Annotated in this window: 9 protein-coding genes; 1 reads left to right on the top strand and 8 read right to left on the bottom strand. The window is 67.5% G+C overall.

The window, feature by feature from the left end:
• Positions 1-254 precede the first annotated feature (254 nt).
• Both guaA and guaB read right to left on the bottom strand, forming a co-directional pair.
• On the bottom strand, positions 255-1,826 hold the full coding sequence (gene guaA / locus JF515_RS13275; protein WP_203104913.1) for a glutamine-hydrolyzing GMP synthase: 1,572 nt from the start codon (positions 1,824-1,826) through the stop codon (positions 255-257).
• Between the two features lie 222 nt (positions 1,827-2,048).
• A complete protein-coding gene (gene guaB / locus JF515_RS13280) occupies positions 2,049-3,518 on the bottom strand; it encodes an IMP dehydrogenase (protein ID WP_203104914.1) in 1,470 nt (489 codons plus the stop codon).
• Between the two features lie 372 nt (positions 3,519-3,890).
• On the opposite strand from guaB, the gene xseA reads away from it, so the two are divergent.
• Positions 3,891-5,237, top strand: coding sequence for an exodeoxyribonuclease VII large subunit (xseA, locus tag JF515_RS13285; RefSeq protein WP_203105002.1), 1,347 nt, complete (start codon positions 3,891-3,893; stop codon positions 5,235-5,237).
• A 147-nt stretch (positions 5,238-5,384) separates the two neighbouring features.
• Here xseA and JF515_RS13290 read toward each other — a convergent pair whose 3' ends face one another.
• The 6 genes from JF515_RS13290 to JF515_RS13315 form a co-directional block, all read right to left on the bottom strand.
• A complete protein-coding gene (locus tag JF515_RS13290; protein WP_203104915.1) occupies positions 5,385-7,262 on the bottom strand; it encodes an ATP-binding protein in 1,878 nt (625 codons plus the stop codon).
• Positions 7,259-8,146, bottom strand: a complete 888-nt coding sequence (locus tag JF515_RS13295) for a hypothetical protein (protein ID WP_203104916.1) — start codon at positions 8,144-8,146, stop codon at positions 7,259-7,261. Before JF515_RS13295 ends, JF515_RS13290 begins: the two co-directional genes overlap by 4 nt.
• Before the next feature lie 14 nt (positions 8,147-8,160).
• Entirely contained in the window at positions 8,161-10,284 is a 2,124-nt protein-coding gene (locus JF515_RS13300) for a TonB-dependent receptor plug domain-containing protein (protein ID WP_338015222.1), read from the bottom strand.
• Between the two features lie 105 nt (positions 10,285-10,389).
• Positions 10,390-11,799 carry a ribosome biogenesis GTPase Der gene (der, locus tag JF515_RS13305; RefSeq protein ID WP_203104917.1) on the bottom strand — a complete coding sequence of 470 codons (1,410 nt, stop codon included), beginning with the start codon at positions 11,797-11,799 and terminating at the stop codon, positions 10,390-10,392.
• A 170-nt stretch (positions 11,800-11,969) separates the two neighbouring features.
• On the bottom strand, positions 11,970-13,127 hold the full coding sequence (gene bamB, locus JF515_RS13310) for an outer membrane protein assembly factor BamB (RefSeq protein ID WP_338015223.1): 1,158 nt from the start codon (positions 13,125-13,127) through the stop codon (positions 11,970-11,972).
• Between the two features lie 16 nt (positions 13,128-13,143).
• Complete coding sequence (locus tag JF515_RS13315) at positions 13,144-13,776, bottom strand: tetratricopeptide repeat protein (RefSeq protein ID WP_203104918.1); 633 nt, start codon at positions 13,774-13,776, stop codon at positions 13,144-13,146.
• Between the last annotated feature and the right edge of the window lie 7 nt (positions 13,777-13,783).

The following is a 13,783-nucleotide window of genomic DNA, read 5'->3' on the forward strand; positions in this document are numbered from 1 at the left end:
GGATTCCTGCTTTTTCATCTAATAAGAATCAGGACGCCAGACCGAATATCTAAAGAACCGGTGCTGCCATATCTGTTTTCTTTACCCTCTTAAAGCGAAATAAAACAGAAAACTCAACCACTTACAAATCCCGCCGCGAGCAGTATTTTGATATCTTGGCCTACCCTGTTCCCCCAATGCAAAAAAGACCGCCGACGCTCCCGCGCCGGCGGCCTTTTAAGTAAGCCCTTACTACCAGGCCAGGCTAGATCAGATCACTCCCACTCAATCGTAGCCGGCGGCTTGGAGGAGATGTCATAGGTCACCCGGCTGATCCCCGGAATCTCGTTAATGATCCGACTGGAAACCTTCTCCAAGAACTCATAGGGCAGGTGCGCCCAGCGGGCGGTCATGAAGTCGATGGTTTCGACGGCGCGGAGGGCGACGACGTATTCGTAGCGGCGGGCGTCGCCGACGACGCCGACGGATTTGACCGGGAGGAAGACGGCGAAGGCCTGGCTGGTTTTGTGGTAGAGGCCGTCGGCTTTGAGTTCTTCGATGAAGATATGGTCCGCGAGGCGGAGGGTGTCGGCGTATTCTTTCTTTACTTCGCCGAGGATGCGCACGCCCAGGCCGGGGCCGGGGAAGGGGTGGCGGTAGACCATGTCGTAGGGGAGGCCGAGTTCGAGGCCGATTTTGCGGACTTCGTCTTTGAAGAGTTCGCGCAGGGGTTCGACCAGTTTGAGCTTCATGTGCTCGGGGAGGCCGCCCACGTTGTGGTGGGATTTGATGACGTGGGCGCCGCCGGTTTTGGAGGCGGCGGATTCGATTACGTCGGGGTAAATGGTGCCCTGGGCGAGCCAGTTGGCGTTTTTCAGTTTGGCGGCTTCGGCGTCGAAGATGTCGATGAAGGTGTTGCCGATGATTTTGCGCTTCTTCTCCGGGTCGGCCTCGCCGGCCAGGCGGGAGAGGAAGTGGTCTTCGGCGTCGACGCGGATGACGCGGACGCCCATGTGGTCGGCGAACATTTCCATGACCTGGTCGCCTTCGCCGTGGCGGAGGAGACCGTTGTCGACGAAGACGCAGGTGAGCTGGTCGCCGATGGCTTTATGGAGTAGCGCGGCGACCACGGAGGAGTCGACGCCGCCGGAGAGGCCGAGGATGACGTGGTCGGTGCCGACCTGTTCCTGGATGGTAGCGATGGCGTCGTCGATGATCTTGGCCGGGGTCCAGAGGGCGTCACAGGCGCAGATTTCGCGGATAAAGCGTTCGAGGATGCGGCCGCCTTGGAGGGTGTGGGTGACTTCCGGGTGGAACTGGACGCCGTAGAAGCGTTTTTCGTCGTTGGCCATGCCGGCGATGGGGCAGCTGTCGGTGGTGGCGGTGACGACGAAGCCTTCGGGGACTTCGCCGACGCGGTCGCCGTGGCTCATCCAGACGTCCAGGTATTCAGTGCCGGCTTCTTCGTGGTCGATGATGCCGTTGAGCAGTTCGCTGCCGTCGGCTTTGGCGACGCGGGCGTAGCCGAATTCGTGTTTTTCACCGGCGATGACGGCGCCGCCCAGTTGCTCGGCCATGGTTTGCATGCCGTAGCAGATGCCCAGCACCGGCACACCCTGTTCGAACACCGCTTGCGGGGCGCGGGGGGTCTCGGCGGCGGTGACGGATTCCGGGCCGCCGGAGAGGATGATGCCTTTGGGGTCGAATTCGGCGATGTCCTCGGCGGTGGCGTCGAAGGCGCGGATTTCGCAGTAGACGCCGATTTCGCGCACGCGGCGGGCGATCAGCTGGGTGTACTGGGAGCCGAAGTCGAGGATCAGGATGCGCTGGGCGTGGATGTCTTGCATGGTCCGTTTCCGGTTAGGCCGGCGGTTGCGGGCCGGTTTAAATGCAAAGGCCGGCGGGTGAGCCGGCCGTTTTGGTTTTTCGGTTTTGATGTAGGAGCGGCTCTAGCCGCCATTGGAGCCGCGATCGTTGCCCCGGTTGATCGCGACTGAAGTCGCTCCTACATCGTGGCCATTATCATCGGTGAGTTGATTGTCACGAATGATAATGTCCCGGCGCCGTAATCACCCCACCGGGTAGTTCGGCGCTTCCTTGGTGATGGTCACGTCGTGCACATGAGATTCCTTCATGCCCGCGTTGGTGACCTTGACGAATTGCGGTTTGGTGCGCATTTCGTCAATGCCGGCGCAGCCGGTGTAGCCCATGGAGGCGCGCAGGCCGCCCATCAGTTGGTGGACGATGGCGCTCATGGGGCCCTTGTAGGGCACCCGGCCTTCGATGCCTTCCGGCACCAGCTTCTCGATGCCGGCGGCGGCGTCCTGGAAGTAGCGGTCGGAGGAGCCGGTCTTGCCGGACATGGCGCCCAGGGAGCCCATGCCCCGGTAGGCTTTGTAGTAGCCGCCCTGGAACAGTTCCACTTCGCCGGGGGCTTCCTCGGTGCCGGCCAGCAGCGAGCCGATCATGATGGCGTGGGCGCCGGCGGCGACGGCCTTGGCGATGTCGCCGGAGAAGCGGATGCCGCCGTCGGAGATCAGCGGCACGTCGGTGCCCTTGAGGGCGGCGGCCACTTCGGAGACGGCGGTGATCTGCGGCACGCCGATGCCGGCGACGATGCGGGTGGTGCAGATGGAGCCGGGGCCGATGCCCACTTTCACGCCGTCGGCGCCGGCTTCAACGAGCGCCTTGGCGGCTTCGGCGGTGGCGATGTTGCCGCCGATCACGTCCACCTCGGGGAAGTGTTTCTTGACCCAGGCGACGCGATTCAGCACGCCCTGGGAGTGGCCGTGGGCGGTGTCCACCACGATCACGTCCACGCCGGCTTCCACCAGGGCGGCCACGCGCTCCTCGGTGCCGCCGCCGGTGCCCACCGCCGCGCCGACACGCAGGCGACCCTGGGCGTCCTTGCAGGCGTTGGGGTAACGGGTGGCTTTTTCGATGTCCTTGACGGTGATCATGCCGCGCAGGGCGCCGGATTCATTGACCACCAGGATTTTCTCGATGCGGTGCTTGTGCAGCAGCGCCTGCACTTCGCTGGCGTCGGCGCCCTCGCCCACCGTCACCAGGCGCTCGCGGCCGGTCATGATGTCGGCCACGTGCTGGTCGTAGTCGGTGATGAAGCGGGTGTCACGGCTGGTGACGATGCCCACCACCTGCTCGCCTTCCACCACCGGCACGCCGGAGATGTTGTTGGCGTCGGTGAGGTTGATCAGCTCACGGACGGTGGCGTTGGGGCTGATGGTGATCGGGTCCTTGACCACGCCGGATTCGAATTTCTTGACCGCGCGTACCTGCCGGGCCTGGTCTTCCACCGGCATGCTCTTGTGCAGGATGCCAATGCCGCCTTCCTGGGCCATGGTGATGGCCAGGCGGTGTTCGGTGACGGTGTCCATGGCCGCCGAGATCAGGGGGATGTTCAGCTCGATATTGCGCGTCAGGCGCGTCTTGAGCGAGACCTCGTTGGGCAGCACATCGGAGTGGGCGGGCAGGAGCAGAACGTCGTCGAACGTCAGTGCTTCTTGCGCGATTCTGAGCATTTTGCACCCCTAGGCACAGAGAGAAACTGGGGGAGTCTGGACCCCGGAGCGCCGGGCTGTCGCCGGCCGGGAAGCCGGGTCGGGCGGGGAGGAGCCGGCGCGAGGGCGAACCAGGGGCTCCGTTAAATTAAGCCGAATAGTCTACCGGAAAAACCGTCTTTCAGGCAATCCAAAAACGCTGTGAAGCGTGGCCTTCCTGGCCCCGCGCCCATGCCCGTAGGAGCGGCTTCAGTCGCGATCCGCCCGGCAAGGGGGCCTCCTTCCGCCCGAGGCCCCATCGCGGCTGAAGCCGCTCCTACAAAGGCACGGGCGCGGGTACCGGCGCGCCTTGAAGGGGTGCAAGGGCGCGCGGAAATCGCTACATTGCGCGCCATGGACCCATCATCGCGCAGTCAACCGTATTCCGTCAGCCGCTTGAACCTGGAGGCCCAGGGCCTGCTGGAGGGCAGCTTCCCCTTGATCTGGCTTCAGGGGGAGCTGTCCAATCTGGCGCGGCCCCGTTCCGGGCATCTGTATTTCAGCCTCAAGGACGACCGGGCCCAGGTTAGCGGGGCCATGTTTCGGAATCGTAACAGCCTGCTGCGGTTCCAGCCCCGGGACGGGCAGCAGGTGCTGGTGCGGGCGCGCATCACGTTGTACGTGCCCCGGGGTGGTTTCCAGATCATCGTCGAGCACATGGAAGAGGCGGGTGAAGGCGCCCTGCGGGCACAGTTCGACGCGCTCAAGGCGAAGCTCGAGTCCGAGGGTTTGTTCGCCCAGGAACGTAAGCGCCCACTTCCCGCCTGGCCCAGGCAGATCGGGGTGATCACCAGCCCCAGCGGGGCGGCGATCCGTGACATTCTGCATGTGCTCAAGCGGCGCGCGCCGTCGATTCCAGTGCTGATTTTCCCCACCCCGGTGCAGGGCGCCGAGGCGCCGGGGCAAATCCGCGCGGCTTTGGAACGGGCCACCGCCCGGGGCGATTGCGATGTGCTGGTGATCGGCCGGGGCGGCGGCAGCCTGGAGGATCTGTGGGCGTTCAACGACGAGGCCCTGGTGCGGGCGGTGGCGGCCAGTCCGGTGCCCGTGGTGAGCGCCGTGGGCCACGAGGTGGACGTGGCGCTCACCGATTTCGCGGCGGACGTGCGCGCGCCCACGCCGTCGGCGGCGGCGGAGCTGATCAGCCCGGACGGCGAGGCCTTGCTGCAGCGGCTGTCGGTGCTGGCGCGGCGTCAGCGGCAATTCATGGGGCTGGCCCTGCGCGGCCAGCGCCAGCGGCTGGAGGGCCTGACCCGGCGGCTGCAGGTGCGCCATCCGGAGCGGCAGTTGGAGCAGACCCGGCAGTTGGTGGACGAGCAGCAGGCGCGGCTGGCCCGGGCCCTGCGCCAGCGGCTGGCGTTGCTGCAGAGCCGCTGGCGGCCCCTCGACGTGCGCCTGCGCCAGCAGTCCCCGGCCCAGCAGGTGACGCGGCAGGCCCAGCGGCTGGCGGAGTTGCGGCGGCGGCTGCCGGTGCCGCTCACCCATCAACAGCGCCATCTGGCCCAGCGGCTGAGCGGTCTGGGCCACCGGCTGAATACCGCCAGCCCGCTGGCCACCCTGGACCGGGGCTATTCCCTAACGCTGGTGGATGGCGAGCCGCTGCGCTCGGTGGAGAGCCTCCAGGAAGGCCAGACCGTGGAGACGCGGCTGGCGAAGGGCTCCTTCGAAGCCACCGTCACCCGCGTTAACCCGCCGAAGTAAGCCGGCGGAGCCCCCCCCACTGTAGGAGCGACTTCAGTCGCGATTGCCACGCCGGAAGCTTGCCCAAGCGCCGGATCGCGGCTAAAGCCGCTCCTACAAAGACGTGTCGCGATAACCACGGTGGGGGCCTACCCCAAGGGCCCCGCCTCAGGCAGCGGGGAGGAAGCGGCTGAGCAGGTTGGCGAGCAGGTTGCGGCGGAACGGCTTGGCCAGGTGGGCGTCCATGCCGGCGGCCAGGCAGCGTTGGCGCTCCTCGAACATGGCGTTGGCGGTGAGCGCCACGATCGGCACCGGGTCGCGGCCACTTTCCCGTTCCCGGCGGCGCAGGGCGCGGGTGGCTTCCAGGCCGTCCATGATCGGCATCTGCACGTCCATAAGGATGCAGTTGAAGCGCTGCTCACCGGCCAGGGCCAGGGCGCTGGCGCCATCACCGGCGGTGACCACTTCCAGGCCCAGGTGCTCAAGCATGCGCCGCGCCACCAGCCGGTTCACCTCATTGTCTTCCACCAGCAGCACTCGGCCGCTGAGCCGTTCCGGGCGGCGCTCGCGGTGGTCGAGCTCGGTGAGTACCGCCGGGCGGGTGTGCAGGCGCAGGGTGAGGGTGAAGCAACTGCCCTCACCCGGCTCGCTGATCAGCGTCAGGTCGCCGCCCAGGATGCGCGCCAGGCGGCGGGCGATGACCAGGCCCAGGCCGGTGCCGCCGAAGCGCCGGGAGGCGGAGGAATCCACCTGGGAGAAGGCGCGGAACAGTTTCTCGCGCTGCTCGGGGCGGATGCCGATGCCGGTGTCGCGCACGTCGATGGCCAGGTCGATGATGTCCTGGTGCTGGTCGCAAATGCTCACCTGCACACGGATGCCGCCGGCCTCGGTGAACTTCACCGCGTTGGAGATCAGGTTGCTCAGAATCTGGCGCAGGCGGGTGGGGTCGGAGCGGATTTCCAGGTCCGCCAGGCAGCCGGCGCCCTCCAGGCGCAGGTACAGCCCTTTTTCCCGGGCCAGGTAGCGGAAGGTGCCGACGCAGTTGTTGAGCAGCGGCACCGGCGCGAAGAAGGTCTGCTCCACCTCCATGCGGCCAGCCTCGATGCGGGAAAAATCGAGGATATCGTTGATCACTTCCAGCAGGTGGCCGGTGGATTCCAGGGCGGCCTGGGTGTATTCGCGCTGCTCGTCGTCCTGGCGGGTGGTTTCCAGCAGTTGCAGCATGCCGAGCACGCCATTCATGGGGGTGCGCAACTCGTGGCTCATCATCGCCAGGAATTCACTTTTCGCCTGGCTGGCTTGCTGGGCCTGCCGGTGGGCGTCGCGCAGGTCGGCGATGGCCCGTTGCTGGTCTTCCCGGGCCTGCTCCAGGCCGGCGGCCAGGTCGTTGATGTTGGTCTGCAGGGCCGCCAGCTCCCCTTCCAGGAGCCGGGTACCGCGGGCCTGGTAATCGCCACCACGGATCACCCGCACCAGCCGGGACAGGTGAGTCACCGGCTCGGCGATGCGGCGCGCCAGGTAGCGGGCGATCAGCAGGCCCACCACCACCGCCAGCAGGGCGGGCAGCAGGCTGGCCACCAGGATCTCCTTCTGGCGCGCCAGGATGCGCCCCCGGGACAGCCCCAGCACCACTTCGCCAATGCGATCCGGCTGGTCCCTGACCACGTCCAGGCCGCCGTCCACCAGCGCCGGCTGGCGGTAGATACCGGCGTGGAAAGCGAGCACGGCGCCGGTGTCATCGCGGGATTCGCCGGCACGCAGCAGCGGCTCGCCCTGCTCGTCCAGGAAGGCCACGTAGCGCACGTCCGGTCGCTCCAGCACCATGCGAGCCTGGCGGCGGAGATCGTCGATGTTGCCGGAAAGCACGCCGTACTCGGCGCCGGCGGCCATTTGCTGGGCCAGGAAGCCACCCAACTGGCGCACTTCCTTGTCCACGTCCTCGAAGCGCTGCCAGGTCAGCGCCACCAGCACCAGAACCAGCATGATCAAGGCGGGGATCACCCCGAGCCATTGCAGTTGTCGGCGGATGCCGCCGGTCAGTCTCATGGCGAAGTCTCCAGGATGCGCTCCAGCCGCGCACGCTCGACGATGCTCAGGCCGTAGGCGCGGGCCACGTGGTCGTTCACCGCCAGGGAATAATGGCCGGCGAAGCCCTGGGCCGGCCATGCCCCGTGGCGGCGCCGCGCCTCCAGCCAGTCCAGGGCGCCGCGTGCCAGGTCGCGCGGATCCAGGTAGGCGCTGGCGACGCTGCCGGCGTGCACGAAATCGGCGCCGGGGCCGAACACCGGCACCCGCTGCCGGTAGCTGGTGAGCAGCACCAGCTTGGCGGCGCCCGGGCCAAACAGGACGTCGTCCTCGGGCAGCAACAGCGCGTCCCAGTCCGGCAGGTGACGGCGCAGCAGGGGCGCCAGCCGGGCAGGCCCGGGCACCAGCACGGCTTCCAGAAGGCGCCCACGGGGCGCGGTCAGCGGTGGGGCCCAGGCGCTGCTCGGGCCGAACAGCACGCCGATGCGACCGGCCTCGGGCATCAGGGCCTCGATCAGCGCCAGTTGCGTGGCCAGGGGCACGCCACGCCAGATGGCACTGCAGTGGCAGCCCGGCCTGACCAGGCCGGCGGCGGCGCGCGGCACCGCCAGCCCCAGCAGCGGGCCGTGGCCCGGGTCGGCGAGTTCGGCGCGGAAGGCGGCTTCTCCCAGGGCCAGGGTCACGGCGGCACCCTGCTCCACCACCGCGACCCGGCCACCACCGGCGCTCTCCAACAGGCTGGCGAACCGTTGCGCCACGGTCGCGTCCGGCGCGCGCAGGCGCACCGTCAACGGCTCGGCCCAGACCGGGCCCGCCCACAGGGCCGCGGCCAGCAGCAGGCTCGCGGCCCACCCTAAGCGGGTGACTCCGAGGCTCCGTCCTGTGCTGCCGGTGGCGTCCATCATGGTTCCCTCGCCCGCTAGAAGTTCACGGAGACCGTGAGCCAGTAGCGTTGATCGTCCTGATAGAGGTTTTCGGAGTACACCACCGGCTGGTTATTGAGCGGCTGCTGCACCTGCAGGCGCCATTCCCATTCCGCGCCGGCCAGCCTTTGCCGCCAGCCGAGTTGGGCATCCAGGCGTTCAAAGGGGTGATCATTGTAGTCCCGGGCCAGGTACCAGGCGGTGGACCACCACCAATCGCGGTGGAACCGCCACAGCCACAGGGCACTGGCGCTGTCGCGGGCGGCGAAACGGGTTTCGGTGGCATCGGCGGCGCGGGTGTGTATATGGGCGCCGGTGAGCCGCAACAGATGACGGCCGGAGGGGCGCCAGCTCAGCTGTGCCTCGGTGCCCCGGTGGGCTACCTCACCGTCGTTGTCGGGTTCGAAGTTGAACGGGTTAAGGGCGCCGCTGACCAGGTCCCAGAGCTCCTCCCGGAAGTAGCGTACATCCACCTCGAACCCGCCGACGCCCTCCACGGCGAAGCGGCCGTAGTAACCCAGTTCCCGGGAGCGGATGCGCTCCGGGTTCAGGGTGCCTGGGCTGTTCTGGGTGATGAAGAAATAGGCCGGGTCCCAGCCAAGCAGGCCCTGGCGGTCGCCGTAGGGGCCGGACAGGCCGCTGATCGGCAGGTTGATGCGCGCCTGATCCTCGTAGATGTCCGGGGTGCGCAGGGCGCGGGCGTACACGGCGCGCAGGGTGTGGCCTGGTATCAGTTCCCAGTTGACGCCGGCGCGGGGGCTGAAGTGGGGGCCGCTGATCTCGTCGTGCTCCCAAAAACCGGCCAGGTTGACGGTCACCGGCGGCAGCGGCTTGAGCGCCAGGCTGGTGAACAGGCGGTGGCTCAGATTCTCGGCGGTGCCGGACAGAAACGCCTGGGAGCGGGCCCGGTCCTGGCGCAGGTTGAGGCCCGTGACCAAGCGCGCCCAGGGGCGCAGTTGCAGGGTGTCCTGCAGTTCCAGATCGTAGCGGTCCTCGCGCACATCCAGATAACCGGTGCCGCAGAAGGGCCCGCCGCCGCTGGCCAGCAGAGTCGCGTAGCGGCTCTGGATGGCCGGGTTGGCGGCGGCGGTGGCCAGGGTCTGGCCGATGTCTCCGCCGTTGGCCAGGAAGTGCTCACGCAGCTCCCGGGAAAAATAAAGGCCGCCGCCGGGCCCCAAAGCGCCGGTGAGCGGGTCCTGGTAGCACAGGTCCAGGTTGATGTCGTCGTTGTTGTACTGGCCATAGAAGCTCGCCTTGAACCCGTGGCGAGGTGACACCTGGCGCTGCCATTCCAGGCCGAGAAAGGCTCGTTCGGTCCGTTCCTGGCTGTCGTCACGGTAGGTGGCGATGGCGTCCAGCCCACTTTCGTTGGGGCGGTCGAGCCGGGTGCGGCTGCCGCCGGCATGGACGGTAAGGGTGTCACGGGGCCCCAGCTCCCACACCGAGCGGCCATTAAGGGTGGTGACGCGCTTGGCGTCACCGGTGTCCAGGGGGGGTACCCCGGCGTCGTAGCCGTCGTCGCGGCGATCATTGAGGCTCAGCCGCCAGGCGCCGTTGCCGAACTGGTGGGCGGCGGCCACGCGTGTGTCGAGGATGCCATTGTTGCCAAGCCGCAGCCGTGCCTGCTGGCCGTCCACGTCGCGGGGATCACGGGTGATGATGTTGATCACGCCGGTAAAGGCGTTGGCGCCGTAGGCGGCGGAGGCCGGGCCGCGGGTCACCTCGATGCGCTCCACGTCCTCCAGGCCCACCGGGATGGCGTTCCAGTCCACGCGGGCGAAACCGGGCTGGTAGACGCTGCGGCCATCCACCAGCACCAGCATGCGGCGCTGATCGCGGGCCTGGGTACCGTGGTAGCTCACCGAGGGCAGATTGCCGTCGGCCTTGGCCACGCTCATGCCGGGCACCAGGCGCATTACTTCATGGAGTTCCCGGGCGCCGCTGGCGAGAATCAGTTCGCGATCGATCACGGTGACGCTGGCGGGCACCTCCGAGACCGGCTGGTCCAGGCGCGCCGGCGTCAGCACGCGCGGCACCTCGGCGTCCGCGTCGTCGAACTGGCCCCAGGCCGGCGCCGCCAGCCCCAGTGCCAGCAGCGCGCATCCCCCAATGCGTCTCACGATTCTTCCCCCGGCCCCACCGCAGGTGCGGCATCAGCCGCGATCACCGAGGCATCCCGGCCCGGCCGTTATCGCGACCGAAGCCGCTCCTACTGGGGCAACATGCTATTTCTTAACGTGTTTCATCATGCGCCTCTTGCGCTTGATCTGCCGTTCGGTGAGCTGATTCTTGCGCCCCTCATAGGGGTTGTCACCGGATTTCAGTTCCAGCCGGATCGGCGAACCCTCGATCTTGAGCAGCTCCCGGAAGCGGTTTTCCAGATAGCGCTGGTAGCTGTTCGGCAGCGACTCGGTGCGGTTGCCGTGGATCACCACCGTGGGCGGGTTGGAGCCGCCCAGGTGCGCGTAGCGCAGCTTGGCGCGGAAGCGGCCGTTGCGCGGCGGCGGGTGGGAAACGGTGATGTCCTGCAACATGCGCGTCAGCGCGTTGCTGCCGAGCTTGAGGAAGGCGGATTCCCAGGCCCGCTCCACATAGCCGAACAGATCCCCCACGCCGGTGCCGTGCAGGGCCGAGATGAAGTGCACCTTCACCCAGGGCACGAAATGCAGGCGCCGCTCCAGTTCGGTTTTCACCCATTGCCGGTGGTCCGGCTCCAGGCCGTCCCATTTGTTCACCGCTACCACCAGGGCGCGACCCGCTTCCAGCACATAGCCAAGCAGGTGCAGATCCTGGTCGGTGATGCCGTCGCGGGCATCCACCACCAGCACCACCACCTGGGCCGCGTCCACCGCCTGCAGGGCCTTGATCACGGAGAATTTTTCCACCGCTTCGTGGACCTTGCCGCGACGGCGGATGCCGGCGGTGTCGATCAACACGTAGTCGCGGGGTTCGCCGCCGTCCTTGGGCTGGCGGGTGAAGGGCACCTCGATGCTGTCACGGGTGGTGCCGGCGTGGTCGTAGACGATCACCCGCTCCTCGCCGAGGATACGGTTGATGAGCGTGGATTTGCCCACGTTGGGCCGCCCCAGTACCGCCACGCGCACGGTGTCCGGGTCCTCGGGGACGGCCTCTTCGTCCTCGGCGTCCGGGAAGGCATCCAGCACGGTGTTGACCATGGCGCGCACGCCGCGACCGTGGGCGGCGGCGATCGGAAACAGGTCGCTGAGGCCCAGGGCGTAGAAGTCCGCCATGGCGGTTTCCGGGTCCAGGCCGTCGGTCTTGTTGACCACCAGGAACACCGGCTTGGGCAGCTTGCGCAGCTCCATGGCCACCTGCTCGTCGGCGGCGGTAAGGCCGGCGCGGCCATCCACCAGGAACAGTACCGCGTCGGCTTCGCCCACGGCCTGACGGGCCTGGTCGGTCATTGGCCGGTCGATGCCCTCCTCGCTCTCGCCGATGCCGCCGGTGTCCACCACCGTATAGGGGCGCTCGCCGAGTTTGCCGTCACCGTATTGACGGTCCCGGGTGAGGCCGGGGAAGTCCGCCACGATGGCGTCGCGGGTGCGCGTGAGGCGATTGAACAGGGTGGATTTGCCCACGTTCGGGCGCCCCACCAGGGCGATTACGGGCTTCATTAAGTGCTCAAGGGTCGGAAGAGATGGCTGTCAGGCCGCCATGATACCGGATAGGGCGGCGGACGCCACACATGGCGCGCCGCCGAGGCCGGCGGCCCGGAAAGCGGGCCGCCTGAACGGAACCGTAGGAGCGGCTTCAGCCGCTCCTACCGAGCCCCGGGGCGGGCGGGTCAGTCGCGCTCTTCGATGCGATAGGCGGCCAGCCGGCCGTCGGCGCTAAGGGCGTAGAGCACGTCGTCGTAGACCACCGGGGTGCCGGCGAACGGGTCGCCGTCATGATGATAACGGGCCACCAGTTCGCCGGTGTCCGCGTCCATCCAGTGCAGATAGCCTTCGAAATCACCGACCACCACCAGGCCACCCTGCACCACGGTGCCGGTGAGACGGCGACCGTAGAGTTTGTCCTGCTGCCACAGGAAGCTGCCGCTGCGCTGCTCGGCGGCGCGCACCAGGCCGTCGCTGTCGGCGACGAACAGGGAGCCCAGGTAGGAACTCAGTTCCTGATGGCTGGAAAGGTCCTTGTTCCAGTACGGGCGACCGTTTTCCCAGTCGAGCACGGCCAGCTTGCCCTGGAAGGTGGCCGTAAACACGCCGCCATTTTCCACCAGCAGGCTGGAATCCACGTCCACCAGACGATCCAGCTCGGAGCGACCGGTCGGCTCGGCCACGCGCCGCTCCCAGATCGGGGCGCCGGTTTCCAGCTCGATGGCGGCCACCTTGCCGCTGGCGAAGCCGGCGTAGACGCGACCGCTTTCGATCACCGGCTGGGCGGCGCCCAGCAGGGTCAGGTTGGGCACCGTGGTTTCGTAGTCCCAGACCTGCTCGCCGGTTTCCGCGTCCAGAGCCTGCACGTGGCCGTCGATGGTCTGGAAGATGGCCAGCAAACCGTTGCTGGTGGGCTCGGCCATTACCTCACTGCTCACCGGGGTACGCCAGAGTTCCTCGCCGGTCTCCGCGTCCAGGGCCACGGCGTCACCTTCGCGGGTGCCGTACAGCACCTGGCCATAGCCGGCGTACAGGCCGCCGGAGATACGATCACCGGTCTTGGCGCGCCACTGGCGCTTGCCTTTTTCACGGTCGAAACCGTAAACGCGACCTTGAACGTCGGCGGCGAACACGCGCTGGGCGGTGACCGCCGGGCGCAGGGTGACGGCGCTTTCCTCGACGCCATCTCCGGCACCGGAACGCCACAGGCGATCCACGTCGAAGCGCTTGTCGAAGTCCGGCAGCGGGTTGGGTTCAATGGCGTTGGGGTTGCTGGAGCAACCGGCCAGCGCCATCACGCAAAGCAGTACAGCGGCCGCGGGGGCGGAAAACGAATGTTTCACGAATAAAGGCTCACGATTAGGACTTCAGGTCGTCGAGTTTCATTTGCACGCGGTCCCGGGCGGCGCCTTCGTCCAGCGCCTCCAGGGCGTCGCCGTAGGCGGCGCGGGCCGCGTCCTGGTTGTCCCGGGCGCTGGCGATGTCCCCCTTCAGCTCCAGCGCCTGGCCTTGCCAGGCCTCCGGGAAGGTGCGCGAGATCTGCTTGTCGGCGGCGTCCAGGTCACCCTGGGCGATCAGAACACGGGCCAACCGCAGGCGCGCGGTGTATTCAAGCTCGCGGGTGGCCGGGTCCTCGGCCACGGTGGTGAGCTGCTCGGCGGCGGCGCCCAGGTCGCCGTCATTGACGGCCAGTCTGGCCAGGGCGAGATGCGCGTAGCCAGCGTAGGCGCTGCCACCGAAATCCTCGATCAGGGTGTTGGCGGCGTTGCGTACCAGGTCCGCGTCGCCTTGCTGGCCGAGCGCGGTCATCATCGCTTCGTAATGTTGCGACGCCTCGCCGGCCTGGCCGGCGCTGTGGTCCTGCCACTGGCGCCAGCCGAGCAGCGCGCCGATGGCGAGCACGATCACGATGATCGTGGCGGTGCCATTCTTCTGCCACCATTCCTTGAGCCGTTCGGCCTGTTCTTCTTCGTCGCGGATGTAGTCGACCACCCCAGTT

Source organism: Alloalcanivorax marinus (assembly GCF_016785095.1).
Taxonomy (GTDB): domain Bacteria; phylum Pseudomonadota; class Gammaproteobacteria; order Pseudomonadales; family Alcanivoracaceae; genus Alloalcanivorax; species Alloalcanivorax marinus_A.